At 74.7% G+C, this 19,799-nt stretch carries 17 protein-coding genes and 1 pseudogene; 7 read left to right on the top strand and 11 right to left on the bottom strand.

Annotated features, from left to right (window positions below):
- Positions 1–19: 19 nt before the first annotated feature.
- From IO40_RS0103680 to IO40_RS0103670, 3 genes are all read right to left on the bottom strand, one after another.
- A complete protein-coding gene (locus IO40_RS0103680; protein WP_234336525.1) occupies positions 20–814 on the bottom strand; it encodes a hypothetical protein in 795 nt (264 codons plus the stop codon).
- Between the two features lie 118 nt (positions 815–932).
- Entirely contained in the window at positions 933–1,988 is a 1,056-nt protein-coding gene (locus IO40_RS0103675) for a Gfo/Idh/MocA family protein (RefSeq protein ID WP_031174863.1), read from the bottom strand.
- 110 nt (positions 1,989–2,098) lie between these two features.
- Positions 2,099–2,542, bottom strand: a complete 444-nt coding sequence (locus IO40_RS0103670; RefSeq protein ID WP_033228413.1) for a hypothetical protein — start codon at positions 2,540–2,542, stop codon at positions 2,099–2,101.
- 244 nt (positions 2,543–2,786) lie between these two features.
- Between IO40_RS0103670 and IO40_RS0103665 the strand changes: the two genes are divergently transcribed.
- The 5 genes and pseudogenes from IO40_RS0103665 (at position 2,787) to fxsA (ending at position 9,425) form a co-directional block, all read left to right on the top strand.
- The gene (locus IO40_RS0103665; RefSeq protein WP_016467598.1) at positions 2,787–3,227 is read left to right on the top strand and encodes an Lrp/AsnC family transcriptional regulator; all 441 of its coding nucleotides are present in this window, start codon (positions 2,787–2,789) and stop codon (positions 3,225–3,227) included.
- A gap of 145 nt (positions 3,228–3,372) precedes the next feature.
- A complete protein-coding gene (locus IO40_RS0103660) occupies positions 3,373–5,013 on the top strand; it encodes an amidohydrolase (protein ID WP_030406880.1) in 1,641 nt (546 codons plus the stop codon).
- A 1,087-nt stretch (positions 5,014–6,100) separates the two neighbouring features.
- Positions 6,101–7,741: pseudogene (lnt, locus tag IO40_RS0103655) on the top strand (apolipoprotein N-acyltransferase); the annotation flags it as partial.
- A gap of 221 nt (positions 7,742–7,962) precedes the next feature.
- Complete coding sequence (locus IO40_RS0103650) at positions 7,963–8,730, top strand: polyprenol monophosphomannose synthase (RefSeq protein ID WP_016467595.1); 768 nt, start codon at positions 7,963–7,965, stop codon at positions 8,728–8,730.
- Between the two features lie 35 nt (positions 8,731–8,765).
- Entirely contained in the window at positions 8,766–9,425 is a 660-nt protein-coding gene (gene fxsA / locus IO40_RS0103645) for an FxsA family membrane protein (RefSeq protein WP_031174860.1), read from the top strand.
- 170 nt (positions 9,426–9,595) lie between these two features.
- Here the strand turns inward: fxsA and IO40_RS0103640 are convergent, their stop codons facing one another.
- The 3 genes from IO40_RS0103640 to IO40_RS0103630 form a co-directional block, all read right to left on the bottom strand.
- Positions 9,596–9,994 carry an MmcQ/YjbR family DNA-binding protein gene (locus IO40_RS0103640; protein WP_016467593.1) on the bottom strand — a complete coding sequence of 133 codons (399 nt, stop codon included), beginning with the start codon at positions 9,992–9,994 and terminating at the stop codon, positions 9,596–9,598.
- Between the two features lie 201 nt (positions 9,995–10,195).
- Positions 10,196–10,585, bottom strand: coding sequence for an RNA polymerase-binding protein RbpA (locus IO40_RS0103635; protein WP_016467592.1), 390 nt, complete (start codon positions 10,583–10,585; stop codon positions 10,196–10,198).
- Between the two features lie 310 nt (positions 10,586–10,895).
- Positions 10,896–12,275, bottom strand: coding sequence for an MFS transporter (locus tag IO40_RS0103630; RefSeq protein ID WP_016467591.1), 1,380 nt, complete (start codon positions 12,273–12,275; stop codon positions 10,896–10,898).
- Positions 12,276–12,424: 149 nt separating this feature from the next.
- Between IO40_RS0103630 and IO40_RS0103625 the strand changes: the two genes are divergently transcribed.
- Positions 12,425–13,291 (top strand): alpha/beta fold hydrolase, encoded by an 867-nt coding sequence (locus IO40_RS0103625; protein ID WP_031174858.1) that lies wholly within the window; start codon positions 12,425–12,427, stop codon positions 13,289–13,291.
- Here the strand turns inward: IO40_RS0103625 and IO40_RS0103620 are convergent, their stop codons facing one another.
- Positions 13,292–14,092, bottom strand: coding sequence for a glycerophosphodiester phosphodiesterase family protein (locus tag IO40_RS0103620; protein ID WP_041968499.1), 801 nt, complete (start codon positions 14,090–14,092; stop codon positions 13,292–13,294).
- On the bottom strand, positions 14,089–14,811 hold the full coding sequence (gene yczE, locus IO40_RS0103615) for a membrane protein YczE (protein WP_078565621.1): 723 nt from the start codon (positions 14,809–14,811) through the stop codon (positions 14,089–14,091). Before yczE ends, IO40_RS0103620 begins: the two co-directional genes overlap by 4 nt.
- Before the next feature lie 63 nt (positions 14,812–14,874).
- Between yczE and yczR the strand changes: the two genes are divergently transcribed.
- Positions 14,875–16,509 carry a MocR-like transcription factor YczR gene (gene yczR, locus IO40_RS0103610; protein ID WP_016467587.1) on the top strand — a complete coding sequence of 545 codons (1,635 nt, stop codon included), beginning with the start codon at positions 14,875–14,877 and terminating at the stop codon, positions 16,507–16,509.
- Here yczR and IO40_RS0103605 read toward each other — a convergent pair.
- The 3 genes from IO40_RS0103605 to IO40_RS34690 all read right to left on the bottom strand — a co-directional run bounded on the left by IO40_RS0103605 (position 16,497) and on the right by IO40_RS34690 (position 19,798).
- Positions 16,497–18,305, bottom strand: coding sequence for a membrane protein (locus tag IO40_RS0103605; RefSeq protein ID WP_031174856.1), 1,809 nt, complete (start codon positions 18,303–18,305; stop codon positions 16,497–16,499). The genes yczR and IO40_RS0103605 overlap by 13 nt on opposite strands.
- A 55-nt stretch (positions 18,306–18,360) precedes the next feature.
- Positions 18,361–18,555 (bottom strand): hypothetical protein, encoded by a 195-nt coding sequence (locus IO40_RS0103600; RefSeq protein ID WP_016467585.1) that lies wholly within the window; start codon positions 18,553–18,555, stop codon positions 18,361–18,363.
- A 337-nt stretch (positions 18,556–18,892) separates the two neighbouring features.
- Positions 18,893–19,798, bottom strand: coding sequence for a DUF1275 family protein (locus IO40_RS34690; RefSeq protein WP_176572825.1), 906 nt, complete (start codon positions 19,796–19,798; stop codon positions 18,893–18,895).
- Position 19,799: the final 1 nt, after the last annotated feature.

Here is a 19,799-nt window from a genome sequence, read left to right as displayed (position 1 = left end):
GCCCCCCGGCGGCCCCGCCTCAGCCGCGGGCCGCCTCCCGCACCTCCTCCACCACCTTCGAACTGAGCGCCGCCCGCACCAGCCCGGCCGCCAGCGGGGCCAGCTCGTCCTGTCCGACGAGACCGGCCAGCTTCTCCGCCGAGGCCGGCAGCCCCAGCTTCTCGGCGCCCTGGAGGGCCTTGCCGTCCAGATGCGGCCGGTACTCGGGCCACACCGCCTGGGCCTCCCGCAGAAAGATCGATACCCCCATGGGACCGATGCCGGGCACCTCGCGCAGCGCCCCCCGGGGGTCCTCGCTCCTGCGCAGCCGGCGCAGATCGCCGCCCCACCTGTCCAGCACCAGCTCGGCACCCTCGCCGAGCTGGGTGGAGGTGCGCTCGTCATACCTGCGGTAGCCGCCCTCGCCCAGCGCGTCCACCCGCTGCTGCCAGGTCGCCTCGGCCATCCGCCTGGCGTCCTTCATCCCCGCCCGGACCAGGGCCCGCGCGCTGGCCACCGCGATGTCGGACCGGATCCTGGCGCTGAGCAGCAAGGAGAGCACCAGCAGCTGGTACAGCGGCTGCGGTGTGTCCCGCAGCGTGATCCCGGCCTCCTGTGCGTACGTCTGCCCGTGCCGGTCCAGCAGCTCGCGGACCAGCGCCCGCTGCTGGGCCTGCTTGCCGCCGCCCCGGCTCGCGCCGCCGTCGCTGCCCGCCTTCCTGCCGCCGTCGCTGCCCGACCGGTTCCGGCCACCGGTGCTCGACCGGCTCTTGCTGCTCTTGGTGCTCGTGCTGTTCTTCGTGCCCGTCCGGCTCTTCGTGCTCGTACTGGCCATGACCGCCTCCTCGGCATCCGGGTCCCCGGCCGCACGGGCTGCCACGCCGGTCCGTGCGGGGGGCTGTGCGGTCAGCTGTTCCTCAGCCGCGGCCGGACGAAAACGCCCGCCGCCTCCCTCACCAGCCGGCCACCCGCGGCACCGGGCACGGGACCGAGCCGCGCGCCAGCGAACGCGCCGCCGCGGCCCCCACCAACGAGGCGGCCACCGCGGCCCGGACGGGCACCCGCGGCGCGGCGCCCTCGGTCACCGTGCGCCAGAACGCCTCGGCCACCAGCGCGGTGCCCGCTTCCATGGGCACGACGGTCTCGCCGCGGAGCACCGTCGGTGCAGGTGCGCGCACCTCGTCGCGGAGGGAGCCGCCGTGTGCCCACGGCTCGTTCCGCAGCCGCACCGACCAAGCGTCCTGACCGGGGGCGCGCAGCGACTCGGCGAGGCCCCGGCTGCCCCGCACCGACAGCCACGACCAGTGGCTGTCCGGCTCGCCCTGGAGGAAGGTCTGCCGGGTGACGGCAAGCGCCCCCGTGCTCAGCCTGGTGACCAGCACCACCGCCATGGGACGCGGGTCCCGGCCCACCGGGTGCGCCGTGACCTCTACCGGCCAGGCGCCGGTCACGTCCAGCACGGGGGAGAGGGTGTGCGTGCAGTACGCGGTGGGGCCGATCCGCCCGCGCCAGTGCGCCGGGTCACCCGCGAGCGCGGCGACGTCGGACGGGGCGAGGCCGTGGACGTAGTCGCACTCGATCAGCTCCACCTCGCCGATCTCGCCCGCCGCGACCAGCCCCGCGACGGTGCGCACATGCGGGTGTTCGACGTAGTTCTCGGCGAAGGAGTAGGTGGCCGCGGACTCCTCGGCCGCCCGCACCAGGGCCCGGCCCTCCTCCTCCGTCACACAGGCGGCGCACTCGCTGAGCACGTGCACCCCGCGCGCCAGGAAGGCGAGGGCCGGTTCGGCGTGGGCGTCGAAATCGTGGGCGAGGACGACGGCCGACACATCGGCGTCCAGCAGCTCCTGCCAGCCGGTGGCCGTCCGTGCCGCCGGGAACCGGGCCGAGGCCGCGGCCAGCAGCTCGCGGTCCGGATCACACAGGGCGGCCACCTCGAACCCCGCGCGGGCGCACCAGTCCGCCAGGACCAGTCCGCGCCGCAGCCCCACCACCATCAACCGTGTCATGGAGGCCAGCGTGACCGCGGCGGGGGTACGGGGGCAAACGGATTCGAACGCGCCGACCGGCTACCGGCCGGGGGCGGCGGTGCTCGCCTCCGCGCCGGTCCGACGGGGTGTCACCTGGCGGCGGCCCGCACCGGATTGGCGGCGCGGGAGGCGGGCACGCCCACGTGGGAGAACGGCTGGGTGCGCCAGTCGAGCCCCTCGGGCAGGGTCAACAGCTCGCTGACGGCGCGCTCACGGGGCTCCCTGTCCCAGGGGGCGGCTTCCTCGACCGGGCGGCCCGATCCCTGGCACACCGTCAGTCCGAACGGGTCCCACGGCGAGGCGCACAGGCCGTGCCGGGGCAGCTTCTCCTCCTGGGCGAACACCGCGATCGCCTGACGGCAGTCGGGGCACTTGACGCGGAGACCTTCGTACATCTCGTCCTCGAAGACGTTGCCTGACAGTTCGTCGGGGACGTCCGGCTCGTCGGACGGAGCGGCCGTCTCACCCGGATGTGCGTCGTTCTGGTGAGCGGTGTCCTGACGAGCGGAGCGGGTGGACTTCGTCGTGCGCATGTGATCCCCCTCGATGGAACGGCCGGGCTCGGCTCCGGCCACAGCAAGCACTTCCCTCCGTGCCGCACGCATAATCGCTCCGCACCCTGGGACACGGACGCATAAGTGTGGCCTTCATCACATAGCTACGTCACCCGGAACGGTCAGCGCCGTCCGATGCGCCTCCCCTGCGCCCGTCCGCCGCCGCTGCGCGCCGGGGCGCACTCGCTGCGGCCGGGGCGCGGGCACAGTACGGTGAACCGCTGTGGAGGAACTCGACCGTCAGATCGTGGAACTGCTCGTCAGGGACGGGCGGATGAGCTACACCGACCTGGGCAAGGCCACCGGCCTGTCCACCTCGGCCGTGCACCAGCGCGTACGCCGCCTCGAACAGCGCGGGGTGATCCGCGGCTACGCCGCGCTCGTGGACCCCGAGGCCGTCGGGCTGCCCATGACGGCGTTCATCTCGGTCAAACCGTTCGACCCCAGCGCCCCGGACGACATCGCCGACCGGCTCGCCGACGTGCCGGAGATCGAGGCGTGCCACAGCGTCGCCGGCGACGAGAACTACATCCTCAAGGTGCGGGTCGCCACCCCCATCGAACTGGAGCACCTGCTGGCCCGGATCCGCTCCCTGGCCGGCGTCTCCACCCGCACCACGGTCGTCCTCTCCACTCCCTACGAGGCCCGGCCGCCGCGCATCTGAGACCGCGGCCCGGCCGTCCGTCCGCCGCACAGCCCTGAGGGGTGCGCCCCTGCCCCGCCGGATGCGCCCGTCCCCGCGCCCCTGCCGCGGCGGTACGGGTGACCCCGCGCGCCGGGAAGCCGCCGGGAAGCGGGAGACTGTCCCCATGAGCGACAGCACGACCCCCTCCCGGCCCCGCACCCTGCTGCTGCGCGGCGGCGAGGTCCACAGCCCCGCCGACCCGTTCGCGACCGCGATGGTCGTGGAGGGAGACAGCATCGCCTGGATCGGTTCGGAGGGCGCTGCCGACTCCTTCGCCGACAACGTCGACGAGGTGGTCCACCTCGACGGTGCCCTGGTCACCCCGGCGTTCACCGACGCCCACGTCCACACCACCGCCACCGGACTGGCCCTCACCGGCCTGGATCTGTCGGGGGCGGCCACCCTCACCGACGCCCTCGTCCGCATCAGGGCGTACGCCGAGTCCCGCCCCGGCGACCGGGTGCTGCTGGGCACCGGCTGGGACGCCGGCGCCTGGCCCGAGCAGCGCCACCCCTCCCGCGCCGAGCTCGACGCGGCGACCGGCGGCAGGCCGCTTTATCTGACGCGGATCGACGTGCACTCCGCACTGGCCACCACCGCCATGCTCGACCTCGTGCCCGGCGTGACCGGCCGCGAGGGCTACCGGGACGACGCGCCGCTCACCGGCGAGGCGCACCACGCCGTGCGCGAGGTCGCCCACGCCACCCTCACCCCCGCCCAGCGCACCGAGGCCCAGCGCGCGGCCCGCGCGCACGCCGCCTCCCTCGGCATCGGCGCCCTCCACGAGTGCGCCGGGCCCGACATCTCCAGCGAGGAGGACCTGCTCTCCCTCCTGTCGCTCGCGGACCAGGAGGCCGGCCCGCGCGTCTTCGGGTACTGGGCCGAACTCGTCACCTCCGCAAAGGAAGCGGAGCGCGTCAGGGAGCTGGGCGCGCTCGGTGCAGCCGGTGACCTGTTCGCCGACGGCTCCCTCGGCTCCCACACGGCACACCTGTGCGCCCCCTACGCGGACGCCCCGCACAGCACCGGCACCGCCCAGCTCGACGCCGACGCCATCGCCGCCCACGTCGCCACCTGCACCGAAGCGGGCCTCCAGGCCGGGTTCCACGCCATCGGCGACGCCGCGCTGAACGCCGTCACCGAAGGGGTCCGCCGCGCCGCCGAGACCGTCGGGCTGCCCCGCGTCCGCGCGGCCCGGCACCGCATCGAGCACGCCGAGATGCTCACCGAGGCCACCATCGCCGACTTCGCCGATCTGGCCCTCACCGCCTCCGTCCAGCCCGGTTTCGACGCGGCCTGGGGCGGCGCGGACGGCATGTACGCGCGCCGTCTGGGGGCCGAGCGCGCCGTCACCCTCAACCCGTACGCCGCCCTGCTGCGGGCCGGAGTGCCCCTCGCACTGGGTTCCGACAGCCCCGTCACCCCCCTCGGCCCCTGGGAGGCCGTCCGGGCCGCCGCCTTCCACCGCACGCACGAGCACCGGATCTCGGTACGCGGCGCCTTCACCGCCCACACCCGCGGCGGCTGGCGGGCCCTCGGCCGCGACGACGCCGGTGTACTCGTCCCCGGGGCCCCCGCCGACTACGCCGTCTGGCGTACCGGTGCACTGATCGTCCAGACGCCCGACACCCGCGTCGCCAACTGGTCCACCGACCCCCGCTCCGGCACCCCCGGTCTGCCCGACCTCACGCCCGGCACCGGCCTTCCGGTCTGTCTGCGGACGGTGGTCGGCGGCCGGACGGTCCACGCACGGCCGGACGAGTGATGCGAGCGCGCCCGATACGGCTGAACGAGAGCCCCCCGGCCTGTCGCCCCGGCGCCCCGGATTCCGCACTGACCTGCTGATTCTCCGGAACACCCCTGGTGGCGGCGCTGTTGACAACCGTCGCCCGCGGGCCGGTAGGTTCGGCCGCGTCCACCACAGGACGTCCGACCGGGGAGCTTCCGCGCTGTCGTCGAACGCCGCTGGGCCAGGGGTGGTGTACCGCACCGGCGCACCACCGCTGCGAGCCAGGTCCAGCGCCCGCGGCACGGGACAGATGCCTTCCGCCGGTCGGCGGGTGTGACCCGGGACGGGGCCCGGACGCTCAGTAGACAACGGCTTTCGGTCGACCCGCAGCCAGCGGGTCCCAGGTCGGCCCGAAGGGCGCCGGGCCCCGATCCGCAGACCGCGGCCCGCGCCGCGGCACATCCCCGCCGGTCACCAACTGTGACCTGTCGGCTACCCGTTCCGCTCCGTGCGTCACGGTGCTCCACCGCTTTGCGGTCCCGCGCCCCGCGGCGCCCCCCGCGCGTTGTACGGTCACCTCACCACCGCACGACCTGCTAGGAAGGCCGCGACCTTGGCATCGGGCCCCGACACCAGTTCCGCCTCCGCCCCGGACGGCCCCCGGGAGCGCGAGGCGGCACCCGGCGCGCCCCGCAGCGCGCCGGACGGAACGGCACGCGAGGCTGCCGCATCCGCCGACAGCACCGGTCAGCGCCCCGAGGAGGCGGCGTCCGCCGCACGCCCGAGCGGCGGCAGCGGCGAGCCCCCGGCCGGCGACACCTCACGCGATGACGTACGGCACGGCAGTGACGTTCCGCCACCCGGCGAACGCGCCACCCCGCCGCAGGGTTCCCGTGCGCCCGCCGCACGGCGGGGCGAAGCGGCCACGGCCGACGGCGGCGAGACCACCACCGCTTCCACGGACGGCCACGCTCCGGGCTCCGGACACCCGGCTGCCGAGGCGGACGGTACGGCGCCCGCCGAGGAGGGGCCGGCGCCCGCCGAGCCGGGGCAGCCGGCCGCGGGCGGGACGGCAACGGCCCCCGAGGAGACCGGCCGTCCGGTTGCGGAGAAGGGGGACGAGGTGTCCGAGGAGCCGGGCGGTGCCACGGCGGAGGGGAGCGAGGCGGCGCCCACCGCGCCGAGGAGCGGGGCGGCGTCCACCGCGGCGCGGCCGGGGCGCCTGCGGCGGCTCGCCGCGCTCGCGCGCCGCGAGGCGGGATCGACGGCCCTGGCCGTACTCGCCGGTGTGGCGCTCGCTTTCGCGTTCCCGCCGTACGGGCTGTGGCCCCTCTCGCTGGTGTCCGTCGCCACGCTGAGCCTGCTCACCCGGGGCAGGACGGGCCGGCAGGGTGCCTGGCTGGGCCTCGCGTTCGGCTGGCCCTTCTTCCTCGTGCTGCTCGCATGGCTGCGCGTCGTCGGCTGGGACGCGGTCGTCGGACTCGCCTTCATCCAGGCGCTGTTCATGCTGGGACTGGGCGCCGCGCTGGCCGTCACCTCACGGCTCACGGCCTGGCCGCTGTGGGGCGCCTGCCTGTGGGTGACCGAGGAGTTCCTGCGCGACCGCATCCCCTTCGGCGGCTTCCCCTGGGGGCGTCTCGCGTTCGCCAACACCGGTTCCCCCTACACCCCGCTGGCCGCGCTCGGCGGTGCCCCGCTGGTGACGTTCGCCGTCGCGCTGACCGGCGTCCTGCTGGCCGCCGTGGTCCTGGCCGCCTGGCGGCTGCGCGCGGCTGCGGCCCGCACCACCCGCGCGTACGCCACCGCGGGCGGCGCGCTGCTGACGGCCGCGGCCGTCACCGTCGTCGGCCTCGCGGTGCCGGTGCCGGTGAAGGCGGACGACACCGTACGGATCGCCGTCGTCCAGGGCGACGTGCAGCAGCCGGGGATGCACTTCCTGGGCCGTCCCATGCAGATCCTCAACAACCACGTCGAGGCCACCCTCGGACTGGCGAAGCGGATCAAGCAGGGCAAGGAGCCCAAGCCCGATCTGGTGATCTGGCCGGAGAACGCCTCGGACCTCGACCCCTACAAGTACCCTCAGGCCGGCGACCGCATCGACGAGGCCGTCAAGGCGGTCGGGGTGCCCGTGCTGGTGGGGGCCCTGGTCGACCACCCCACCAAGCAGGGCTACGTGGAGAACCAGGGCATCGTGTGGGACCCGGAGAAGGGCCCGGGTGCCTCGTACACCAAGCAGCACCCGGTCCCGTTCGGCGAGTACGTGCCCTTCCGTGACCAGCTCAGCAAGGTCATCACCCGCCTCCAGCAGATCCCCCGGGACTTCTACCCGGGCGACCACACCGGGGTGCTCCGGACCGGCCCCGCCCGGCTGGGTGACGTCATCTGCTTCGAGGTGGCCTACGACGAGATCCCCCGGGACACGGTGCGGGACGGTGCCCGGGCGCTCGTCGTACAGACCAACAACGCCACCTACGGCCGGACGGGCCAGCCGGAACAGCAGCTGGTGATGTCCAAGCTGCGGGCCATCGAGCACGGCCGTGCCGTGGTGACGGCGGCGACCAGCGGCATCAGCGCCATCGTCGAGCCGGACGGCACCGTGCGGCAGCGCACGGAGGAGTTCACCCGCGACGTGCTCACCGGCACGCTTCCGCTCCGCGACGATCTGACCGTCGCCGATCGTGTCGGGGCGGCCCCCGAGTGGACGCTCGCTATCGTGGGCGTGCTCGCCTGCGCCGGGGCCTGGTTCCTGGGCCGCGGGGACCGTGGCGCCCGCCCGCGCGCGGCGGCCCCGGCCGCAGCACCCGGCGTCGGTCAGGGGGACGACCGGCGGGAGGCCGGTCACGCCCGCCCCACCGGACGGGCGGCCGGCGAGGACCGCACGGCCGGCCGCGGCGAAGCAGCCGACGCTGCCGGCGCGCCCGGCGACAACGACCAGCAGCACCGAGAACAGCACGACCGACAGGCTCAAACGGAGGGGCAGCACCAGTGACGGACGGCGGACAACGGCGGTACGGCCCGCTCGGCACGGCCCTGGTCATCATCCCGACCTACAACGAGGCCGACAACATCAAGCCTGTCGTCGACCGGGTGCGCCAGGCGGTGCCCGAGGCCCACGTCCTCGTCGCCGACGACAACAGCCCCGACGGCACCGGCAAGATCGCCGACGAGCTCGCGGCCGAGGACGACCACGTGCACGTGCTGCACCGCAAGGGCAAGGAAGGGCTGGGAGCCGCCTATCTGGCCGGCTTCCGCTGGGGCATCGACAACGGCTACGGCGTACTCGTCGAGATGGACGCCGACGGCTCCCACCCGCCCGAGGAACTGCCCCGGCTGCTGACCGCGCTGGGCGGCGCCGACCTGGTGATCGGCTCCCGCTGGGTGCCCGGCGGCCGGATCGTCAACTGGCCCAAGTCCCGGGAGTTCCTCTCGCGCGGCGCGAGCACCTACTCGCGGCTGCTGCTGGACGTGGACGTACGGGATGTGACGGCCGGCTTCCGTGCCTTCCGCAAGGAGACGCTGGAGGGCATCGGGCTGGACTCCATCGCCTCCCAGGGCTACTGCTTCCAGGTCGACCTCACCCGCCGCACGGTGCACGCCGGGTACCACGTGGTCGAGGTGCCGATCACGTTCGTCGAGCGGGAGCGGGGCGACTCCAAGATGAGCCGCGACATCATGGCCGAGGCGCTGTGGCGGATCGCGGCGTGGGGCGTGGAGGACCGCGTCAAGAAGGTGATGGGGCGCAAGGACCGCTGATCCGGGCCCTACGCGTCGCCAGGCACACTGGAAGCATGACGACGCGCGCACCCTTCCCGTACGAGCCCCACGGACAGGACCGGGGCGGGGCGGACGGCGGGCCCGGGGCCGGCCCCGGCGGGACCCGGCCGCCCAGGCCGCCCCGGTCGAAGGTCCGCACCCTGGCGCCGCTGGCCGTCGCCGCGTGGATCGTGCTGGAGATCTGGCTGCTGACCCTGCTGGGCCAGGCGGCCGGCGGGCTGACGGTCTTCGTGGTGCTGGTGGCGGGCATCGTGCTGGGCTCGGCCGCCATCAAACGCGCCGGGCGGCGCGCCTGGCGCAATCTGGCCGAGACGGTGCAGCGCGCCCAGGAGCAGTCGCGGGGCGCTGCCCGGCCCGGTGACGAGCTGGCCGCCGAGGGGAGGGGCGGCAACGGCACGGCGATGCTCGGCGGGCTGCTGCTGATGATTCCCGGCCTGCTCTCGGACGTGCTCGGGCTGCTGTGCCTCTTCCCGCCGACGGCCCGGCTGCTGCGCGGCGCCACCCGGCGCTATCTGGAGCGCCGCAGCGGTTTCCCCGCGGGCAGTATCGGCGACGCCTACCAGCAGGCGCGGGCCGCCGAGCAGCAGGTGCGGATGCACCGTCCCGACGGCAAGGTCGTCCAGGGTGAGGTCGTCCGCGAGGACGAGGGCGAGGACCGCCGAGGGGAACGCTGAGAGGAACACAGAGCCGTCCCGCGGGCCTGTGACCGGCGGGGCCGCTCCGGCGGACGCGTCCCTGGCCGGCGGACCCGGCGGTCACGGGCGGCGGCTCTCCTGCACCGCCCGTCACGCGCGCCAGACGCTGCCCGGCCCCCTGGGGAGGGGGGCGACCCTCCCGGTGACCGTCATCGTTGCGCGGCCTCGGTGTGGATGCCGTACGTTTCCGGATCGACCGGGCGGGCCGACCGGGGAAGGTTGGCGACCACGAGCCGGTAGGACTCGGTGACCAGCTCCTCGACCAGGTCCTCGTCCATCGGGCCGCCGGGCTCCAGCGTGATCCAGTGCCTCTTGTTCATGTGGTAGCCGCGGGTGATGTCCGCATGGGCCTCGCGGAGGGCCTCGGCCTCACCCGGCTCCGACTTCAGGATCACGACCGGTTCGCCGGGCGCGCTGGTCATCAGCATGAACACCTTGCCGCGCACCTTGAAGACCTCCCAGCCGGGCCCGAAAGGATATTCGAGCGAGGCGGACGGCAGACTCTCGGCGTGGCGCAGGGCCACCTTCTGCAGCGTTTCCCCATCCACGGCCCGCTCTCCTCCTCATCACCGGAAGCCCCACGTTCCAGCCCACACTATGTACGGACACGCGCGCTCTGCCAGCGGGAATGACACCGCGAAGGAGCGGCGGACCGGGTGTGCGCGCACAGGAAAGAGGGCCCGGGGCCACGCGGTCGTGCGTGGCCCCGGGCCCTCTCGTGATGTCGCCCGGCTGCCCGGGCGGGCGGATCAAGCCGACTTGCGCTTGCTCCCGCTGTTGTCGTCGCGCGGGTGGACCGCGAGGTTCATGGTGCCGGAACGCAGCACGGCGAGCCTCTCGGCGAGGACCTCCTCCAGCTCCTCACGGGTCCGCCGCTCCATGAGCATGTCCCAGTGCGTACGCGCGGGCTTGGTCTTTTTCTCCTCGGGACCCTCCCCGTCGACCAGGAGTGCCTGGGCGCCGCACACCTTGCACTCCCACTCGGACGGAATCTCGGCCTCAACGGAGAACGGCATCTCGAAACGATGGCCGTTCTGGCATGCGTACTCCACGGCCTGGCGCGGGGCCAGATCGATGCCGCGGTCGGTCTCGTAGCTGGTCACCACGAGTCGCGTGCCGCGAAGAGCTCGCTCACTCATGAATTCGTGCCTCCCGGGCTTGTCGCCCACAGGACAGGTGTCGCTGTCGTCGTCATCCGGTCAACGTCCGGCTGCCGGTGAAGATTCCCGCATGGGGAGATCACCCACCCGCCACGCGCCTCCACCGTGGCGGAGGGGCCGCGCGCCGCTGCTCCTCGTGCTGCCGCTTCGTTGATCTGCGGTACCCCCCGGTGACCGGTTTGTCACAACTGACAGAAGATGTCACCCACTGTTCGCATCTCTTCGGCGTGCAGTAACGGTCCATCCCGGTGGGCCAAAGGCGTACCTTACCGGCCCGACACCCGCAGGTCTAAATCCGGCCGGGCGGGAGGTTCCCCACGGCGGCAGCCGCGCGGCGGACGGGTACCCGTGCCAGCAGGACGAAACCGAGGGCGAAGAAGACCACCAGCGACAGGATGGCATACCGGTAGTCACCCGTGAGCTGGTAGGCCAGGCCGAACACCAGTGGTCCCAGCCAGCTCGTCCCCCGGTCGCTGATCTCGTACAGCGCGAAGTACTCCGCCTCCTTGCCCGCCGGCACCAGATGGCTGAACAGCGAGCGGGACAGTGCCTGGCTGCCGCCCAGCACCAGACCGATGCCGACCGCCAGGGCGTAGAACCACACCGGCTCCTCGCGCGGCAGGAAGTAGCCGGCGCCCACCGTGACCGTCCACGCCACGAGCGAGCCCAGGATCGTGCGCTTGGCGCCGTGGCGTGCCGCGAGCCTGCCCAGCAGCAGCGCCCCGGCCACCGCGAGGACCTGCACCAGCAGGATCGCGCCGATCAGTGTCGTCTGGTCCAGCCCCAGCCCCTCGGAGCCGTAGACCGACGCCTGCGTGATCACTGTCTGGATGCCGTCGTTGTAGAGCAGGTACGCCAGCAGGAACAGCAGCGTCAGCGGATAACGGCGCAACTCCCGGAAGGTGTCGGCGAGCTGGCCGAAGCCCTGTCCCAACGAGACCCGGACCGCGGTGTGCTGGGGGACGGGCCGCTCCCGCAGGCGCAGCAGCGGCACCACGGTGAAGACGGCCCACCACAGTCCGGCCGACGCCAGGCAGATGCGCACGGCCACGGACTCGGTGACCCCGAGCGCGTCGTGGCCCAGGAACAGTGCCAGGTTCGCCACGAGGACGAGCGCGCCCGCCGCGTAACCGAACGCCCAGCCGCGCGAGGAGACCGCGTCACGTTCCCCCGGTGTGGAGATCTGCGGCAGGAAGGCGTGGTAGAGCACCACGGAGACGGCGAAGCTGACGTTCGCCACCACCAGCAGCACACCGCCGAGCAGATAGCGGTCGCCGTCCAGGAAGTACATGCCCGCGGTCGCCGCGGCGCCGAGGTAGGCCGAGACGCCCAGCAGGGGCTTCTTCCGTCCCGTCCGGTCGGCGAACGCCGCGGCGAGCGGCATCACCAGGACCGACAGCAGTACGGAGGCGGAGACCGCGTACGGGAAGAACGACCCGGCGCGCACCGGGATGCCGAGCGGATGGACGTAACCGTCCGCGTCGGCCGCGGCCTTGGTGACCTCGGTCAGGTAGGGGCCGAGGAAGACCGTGAGCACACTGGTGGAGAAGACCGAGTTGGCCCAGTCGTAGAAGTACCAGCCGCGCTGCTCGCGCCGCCGCTCCCGGACGTCGCCCAACTCCTCGGTTCCCGCCCGCTGCCGACCGGACCGCTCCGCGACCGCGCCCATCCCCGTGCCTCCCCGTCACCCACGTACACCGGCGGTCCCGCACACGCTCCGGGGCCGGTCACCGGAGACTACAGTCACCCCCCGGCCGCCGGCCGAACCGGAGACGGCCGCCCGCAACCACAGCCCCCTACGGAAGGAAGAGCCCCGCCATGCCAGCCGCACGCGACCAGCCGGCCGGCGCCGCAGCGCCGGCCGAGCACTCCCTCGACCTCGGCGGGCGCCGCCTGGCGTACCTCGACTCCGGCGGCGACCACCCCGTACTGCTCGCCCTGCACGGGCACTTCGGCCGCGGCCGGCTCTTCACGCCGCTGGCCCGCGCACTGGCGGGCCGCTACCGGGTCGTCGCCCCGGACCAGCGCGGCCACGGCCGCTCCGACAGCGCGTCCGACTTCACGCCGGAGGGGTACGCCGACGACGCCGTCGCGCTTCTCGACGCGCTCGGCATCGGCTCGGCCGCCGTTCTCGGCCACTCCATGGGCGGGGCCGTCGCCTACGTCCTGGCCGCCCGCGCCCCGCAGCGGGTGCGGGCCCTGGTCGTCTCCGACATGACGGTCCTCAACCGGGAGCCGGAGACCCGGCCCGTGCTCGACTGCACCGGCTGGCCGCGCCGCGCCCCCAGCCGGGCCGCACTGGGGGCCGCTATCGAGGCACACGGTATCCCGGACGCCGGGTACTTCCTCGACAGCGCGGTCGCATTCCCCGACGGATGGGGGCTGTTGTTCGACGCCGACGACATGATGGCCTCGCAGCACGCCTTCACCGGCGATCTGAGCGCCCACTGGCGCGCCTCCCGGCAGCCCGCGCTGCTGCTGCGCGCCGAGCACAGTTTTCTGCTCTCCGAGACGGTGGCGCAGCGGATGGTACGGGAGCGCCCGCACACCGAACTGGTGACCTTCCACGGCTGCGGGCACTGGCTGCACGAGGACGACCCGGACGGTTTCGCCCGTGCCGTGGGCGACTTCCTGGACCGGGTCCTGGGCCGGGAGGGGGCGGGCCCGGAGCCGGCCGTCCCGTGATCACTCCCGTGGCCAGGCGCCGCGCTCCGCGAGCAGGTCCCGGAGCATCTCCAGCCTGTCCGTCATGATCCCGTCCACGCCCAGGTCCAGCAGCGCCTCCGCCCGGGCCCGGTCGTTGACGGTCCACACGTGAACCTGGAGGCCGCGCGCGTGCGCGGCCCGCACGAAGGCCCGGTCCACGACACGTACCCGCCCGTGCCGCTCGGGCACCTGGGCGCAGCCCGCGCCGGGCGGGAGCCGCCAGGGCAGCCGGTAGGCGCGCAGCCGCAGGGCGAGGGCGCCCGAGGTGCCCAGTGAGGTCAGCAGCCGCGGCCCGGCCAGTGCCCGTGCCCGGTCCACGCGTGCCTGCGAGAACGAGCCGACACACACCCTCTCCCAGGCGTCCTCGCGGTCCAGGAGCTCCAGCAGCGGAACGAGGGCGCTGCCGGTCTTCAGATCGACGTTCCAGCGCTGTGCGGGGAAGGCACGCAGCAGATCGGCGAAGAGCGGCACCGGCTCCCGCCCGGCGACCTGGGCGCGGCGCACCTCGTTCCAGCTGAGCCGGGCGATCGGGCCGGAGGCGTCGGTCGTCCGGTCCAGCGTCGCGTCGTGGAAGGCGACCAGCGCCCCGTCGGCCGTGGTGTGGACGTCGGTCTCCAGGTAGCGGTAGCCCAGCCCTACGGCGCGTTCGAACGCCGCGTGGGTGTTCTCCAGTCCCGCGGCCGTGCCGCCCCGGTGTGCGAAGGCCAGCGGCCCCGGATGGTCGAAGAAGGGGTGGCGGGGTGCCGGGATGCGGGGCGTGGTCGGTCGTCCGTTCGTCACCGCCGCAGTATCGCGCGCCGCCGGCCGCCGCCGCGGGCCACCACCCGCGGGGCCGGCTGGGCCCCGGGGCTGCCCGGCAGCGCGAAGACGCGGAGGAAGAACTGCGCGAGCGGGCCGATGGCCAGCGCGTACAGGACCGTACCCACGCCGGCCGAACCGCCCAGCAGGATGCCGCTGATGAGCACCGCCACCTCGATCCCCGTGCGCACCAGCCGGATCGAGCGGCCCGTCACCTTGTGCAGGCCCGTCATCAGGCCGTCCCGGGGGCCGGGTCCGAAGCGGGCCGAGATGTACAGCCCTGTCGCCGCCCCGTTGAGCACCACGCCGGCCACCAGCAGCACCACCCGCAGGGCGAGCGCGTCGAGCTGGGGGAGCAGCCACAGTGTCGCGTCCATGGACAGGCCCACCATGAAGACGTTGGAGACCGTGCCCAGGCCCGGGCGCTCGCGCATCGGCCACCACAGCAGCAGCACCAGTGCGCCCACGATGATGGAGACCGTGCCGATGGACAGGCCCGTGTGCTCGGCGACGCCCTGGTGGAAGACGTCCCAGGGGTCGAGCCCCAGTCCCGCCCGGACCATCAGCGCCGCGCTCGCCCCGTACAGCGCCAGTCCCGCATAGAGCTGGACGAGCCGCCGGGGCAGCCGCCTGCCAGAACCTCGCGATGCTCTCGATGCGGACAAAGATCCACCCCTTCTCGTGCCAATGGACGTTTCCATGGCACTCTGTGGCATGGAAGCAGGCCAGTTCTACGGCCAATCCTGGAGAGGTGGACCGCAACGATGCCGCATTGGAACTCCGCGGTGGGAGCCCCCCAGCTCGCCCGGCTGCTGGGATCGCAGCACCCGGTGCGCCGGGAGCGCGGCGGCACCGCCGTGCTCCCGGCCGAGGACGGGACGGGCGGCGCCGCACGGGCGGCGCACGACGGCACCGGGAACGGCGCGGAGAACGGCGCCGCCCCCGCGTCCCGCAAGGTGCCCGCCTACCGCTCCCTGGCCGACGGGCTGCGGCTCCTCGTCCTGGAGGGGCGCATCCCCGTGGCGACGCGGCTGCCCGCCGAACGGGAGCTGGCCGCCGCCCTCTCGGTGAGCCGTACCACCGTCGCCGCCGCCTTCGAGGCGCTGCGCGCCGACGGTTTCCTGGAGTCCCGGCGCGGCTCGGGCAGCTGGACGACCGTCCCGGCCGGCAAGCCGCTGCCCACCCGCGGCCTCGACCCCCTCCCGCCGGAGAACGAGGGCACCGTCATCGACCTGGGCTGCGCCGCACTGCCCGCACCCGAGCCGTACATGAGCGAGGCGTTCCGGCGGGCCCTCGAAGCCCTGGCGCCCTACTCCCACACGCACGGCGACTACCCGGCCGGCCTGCCGGTGCTGCGGGAGGCCGTCGCCGACCGGTACACCGCGCAAGGCGTGCCGACGATGCCGCAGCAAATCATGATCACCACCGGGGCGATGGGCGGCGTCGGCGCGCTGGCACGGCTGATGGCGCCCCGCGGCGAACGCATCGCCGTCGAGCACCCCTCCTACGCGAACATCCTCCAGCTCCTGCGCGAGACGGGGGGCCGCCTGGTTCCCGTCCCCATGGCGGGCCACTACACCGGCTGGGACCTGCCCGCCTGGCACCGCACCCTGCGGGAGGCCGCACCCCGGCTCGCCTACGTGGTCGCGGACTTCCACAATCCGACCGGCGCCCTGGCCGACGAGGAGGAGCGCCGCGAACTGGTCTCGGCCGCCCGCGCCTCGGGCACCGTCCTGATCGCCGACGAGACCATGGCCGACCTGCCGCTGGGTCCGCCCGGCGCCACCGGTACCCCGGCCACCGGCGCCCCGGGCCTGGAGATGCCGCCGCCGATGGCCTCCTACGACCCGGGCGGCTCGGCCGTCATCACCGTCGGCTCCGTGAGCAAGTCGATCTGGGCCGGGCTGCGGATCGGCTGGATCCGCGCCGCGCCCGAGATCATCCGCAGTCTCACCGCCGCCCGCGCCTACGCCGACCTGGGCAGCCCCGTCCTCGAACAGCTGGCCGTCACCGAGCTGATGACCGGGGACGGCTGGGAGAAGGCCGTCACCCTGCGCCGCGAACGTGCGCGGGAGAACCGCGAGGCGCTGACCGCCGCGCTCCGCGACCACCTGCCCGACTGGGAGTACACCGTTCCGCACGGCGGCCTCACCCTGTGGGTGCGCACCGGCGGGCTCTCCGGCTCCCGGATCGCGGAGGCCGGTGAACGGCTCGGCGTGCGGGTGCCCTCGGGGCCGCGCTTCGGCGTGGACGGCGCCTTCGAAGGGTTCGTGCGGCTCCCGTTCACCATCGGCGAGCCGCTCGCCCGGGAGGCCGCGGCCCGGCTGGCCGCCGCCGCCGACCTCGTCCGCTCCGGCGCCGCCACCCCCTCGGACCTGCCCCGCTCCTACGTGGCCTGACGGGCGGAGGCCACCGTGCCCCGGCCCGGACCCCGGCCGCCCCGCTCCCGCTTGCCCTCCCGGGCCTGCCGGCCGCCCCGGTGGTCGCGCCCGCCGCGTTCGCCGTCCCGGCCGCCGTACCCGCCGTCCCACCCGTCGTGGTGAGGGGCCTCGGGGGCGGACCGCGGCGGGGCACCCGCCGTGGGGGGACGGGCCGGGGCGGGCGGGACCGGGGCTGCCGCCGGGGTGTGGCCGAGGACCGCCGGCCGTGCGGAGGGCTCGTGCACCGAGCCGGGCAGCAGCGACCACACCGCCCGCCGTGCGGCCTCGCCGGCCGTCTCGTCGAACGGGTCCGGCGTGGCCGGCACCTGGAGCCGCAGGACCGGGCCCGTGCCCAGCCGTGCGAAACCCCGGCCGGGCGGCGAACCGGCGGGCGGGCCGGTCTGCGGCGTCTGCCCGAGGACCGCGCCCGCCTCCTCGGGCCGGACCGCGCCCAGGACCACACGCGCCCGGGCATGGGCGAACACCTCGTGAGGCAGCTCGTCCAGGGCCGCGAACGGTTCGGCCACCACCACCGTCACCCCGGCGGCACGGCCGTGGCGCAGCGGGGTCCGCAGCAGCTCCAGCAGGCCGGGCCCGGCCCCGGCGTCCGGCCCGGCGGCCTGCGGGAACCGGGGGAGGGCGAGCGCGGTGGGCCGGTCCAGCAGCACCCACAGGGGCCGCCGGACGTCCTGAGGGAGGTCCTCGCCGCGCTGCCGGGCCCGGCCGGCGGCCAGCAGTCGCCGTTCCGTCTCCCGGTCCGCCCACTCCAGCGCGGACAGCGCCCCCGGCAGGGTGGTCTCCACGCCCAGCACCCCGTGCCGCGCCGCCAGGCACGCGAACTCGCCGCCCCCGTCACCGTCCACGATCAGCACATCGCCGCGGCGGCAGAGGGCCTGGAGGGCCAGCGACCGCAGCAGCGAACTCGTCCCGGCCCCCGGCAGACCGACGGCCAGCAGGTGCGGCTCGGTCGAACGCGGCCCGGTACGCCACAGCACGGGCGGCACGTCCCGCATCCCGGCCCCGGTCAGGAGCCGCACCGGGACGGTCCGCCGGACCTCAGGGCCGTCGGTGAAGCCGAGCACGGCCTCCCCGGGGGCGGTGACGAACGGCTGGACGGGGATGTCGGTGGGCAGCGGTTCGAGCGCCGTCATCTCCAGCCGGTTGCCCTCCTGGTCCCAGCAGAAGCGGTACTCGCGCTCCCGGCCGGTCTTGGCCGCCAGCACCGCCTCGATGCGCAGGCGTTCGGCCGGTTCGCCGTCCCGGAACCAGGCCGGGTAGCACAGCAGCAGCTCGCTGATGCGGCCGTCGCGGAAGGCGAACTCCTCGAAGACCTCGGTCCAGTCGCCACCGTGCGTGTACAGCGGTGGCGGGGCCGGGTCGCCCACGGGGGCGAAGTAGGGCACCAGTGCCTCGTACAGGGCCCGCAGCCGGGTGCGCTCGGTCTCGTCGGGGCCGGCCGGCGCGGCGTACGGCATCGCCGCGCGCTCCCTGCCGTGCCAGGCGGCGGCACCCAGCAGGGCCAGCAGGGCGGCGGTGCGTCCATACGGCAGCAGCCACACCAGGGCGCCGCAGACCGCGAGCAGGAACAGCGCGGGGCCGCGGCGCTCGCGCGGGGCGCGCCGCCACCAGGCCGCGCTCCGCGCCGCCAGGCGCCGCAGTCCGCGGCCGAGCACCAGCAGCGGATGGCAGACGTCCAGCACGCCGTCCGCCCCCGCCCGTACGGCGTTGCGCATCCGCCACCGGGACGGCCGCGCCGGTTTCGTCCACCGGGTCACGACCCGCTCCCGGGGCGCCGGCCCGGCGGTCCGCCGGCGCTCCCTCGCCGCCCGGTCAGGGCTTGAACCCGCCGAGCAGGCTCGCCAGGCTCTCGCCGCCCGCCTTGATGCCGGGGGCCATCGCCGTGCCGGCGAGGTAGAAGCCGAAGAGCGCGCACACCAGCGCGTGGGAGATCTTGAGGTTGTCCTTGCGGAAGAAGAGGAAGACGATCAGGCCCAGCAGCACGACACCCGAGATGGAGAGGATCACCAGTTACTCCTGATGTAGTGGGACGGTCACCATGAGTTTCACCAGCTTCACAGATGGTGCGGTCGGTGTGAAACGGGCATCTGGGTGATTCGGCTGATAATGCCGCCGGTCGGGTTGAGTTCGGGCGCGTGCGAGCTCTCCCCGGTCGGTGCCGGGGTCCGCCGGGGCCCCGGATGGCCGATTCCGGCCCGGTCCGTCTCGCGCCCGCGGCGACGATGGGCGAGCGTCGAAGGGAAGCGCCAGCCCGTCGTGGAAGGCCCCGCCCGTGGCACAGGCAGTACGCGTCCTCCGGAGCGCCGGCGGCACCGCCCGGGAGCCGGGCCGTGCCCGCCCGCGCCTACTCGCGCGCGGCCCGCTCGCCGCCGAACTGGAGCAGGAGGGCGCCCGCGACCAGTACGGCGGGCACCCCGAACGCGCTCTGCGGAACGGTGCTCCGCAGCGCGACGGCGCCCGCCGCACCGCAGGTGACCGCCACGAGACGTACGGCGGCCCAACCGCCGGGTGCCCTGCCGCCGGCCGGGAGCTGGGCGAACAGCGCGGTGAGCGTCCCGGTGAAGTAGGTGCTCGGCGCCGCCAGCGTGCCGCCCGCCAGCATCGCGGCGGACTGGGCGCCCATCGCGAAGGCCGCCGCCACCAGCAGAACCGTGCGCCAGCCGCCCTCCGGCCGGCCGTCCAGTCCGGCCGCCGCCGCTGCGAACGCGGCGAGCAGCACCGTCTCCAGCATCAGACAGTGCACCACCCGGGGCGGCCAGCCCGTGCCCGGTGCCCGGGCCGTACCCCGGGCGCCCCCCTTCGCGCCGTGCGCGCTGTGCGAGCCCCGCGTCCCAGCACCCGCGCGCTCTCCCCGCGCGCTGTCCCCGCCAGAGCTCCGCACACGACGCGCACCCCCGGCGCCGTGGCGGTCGCCGCCCTCGCCTGCACTGTCTCCGCCGCTCCCGCCTGCACTGTCTCCGGCGGCACCGCTCTCGCCGGCACCGTCTCCGCCGCCCCCGCCTCCTCCGCCGCCGCGGCAGTACCGCGCCGCCAGCGCCGTGCCCGTGGCGTACCCGGCCAGGGCGAGCGCGGCGGGCAGCCCCTGTTCGCCGCCGGCCCCCGCGGTGACGCCCATCAGCACGAGGTTGCCGGTCATCACCCCGGCGAAGACCTGGCCGAGCACCGTGAGGGCGAGCGCGTCCACCGCGCCGGACGCCGCGGCCAGCAGGGCGACCGAGCACTGTGCGCGGGCGTTCATCCGGTCAGCCATT

The sequence above is a fragment of the Streptomyces albus subsp. albus genome (assembly GCF_000725885.1).
Lineage (GTDB): Bacteria > Actinomycetota > Actinomycetes > Streptomycetales > Streptomycetaceae > Streptomyces > Streptomyces albus.
Note: the sequence above shows the minus strand (reverse complement) of the source record. Positions and strands in the feature narration are given on the sequence as shown.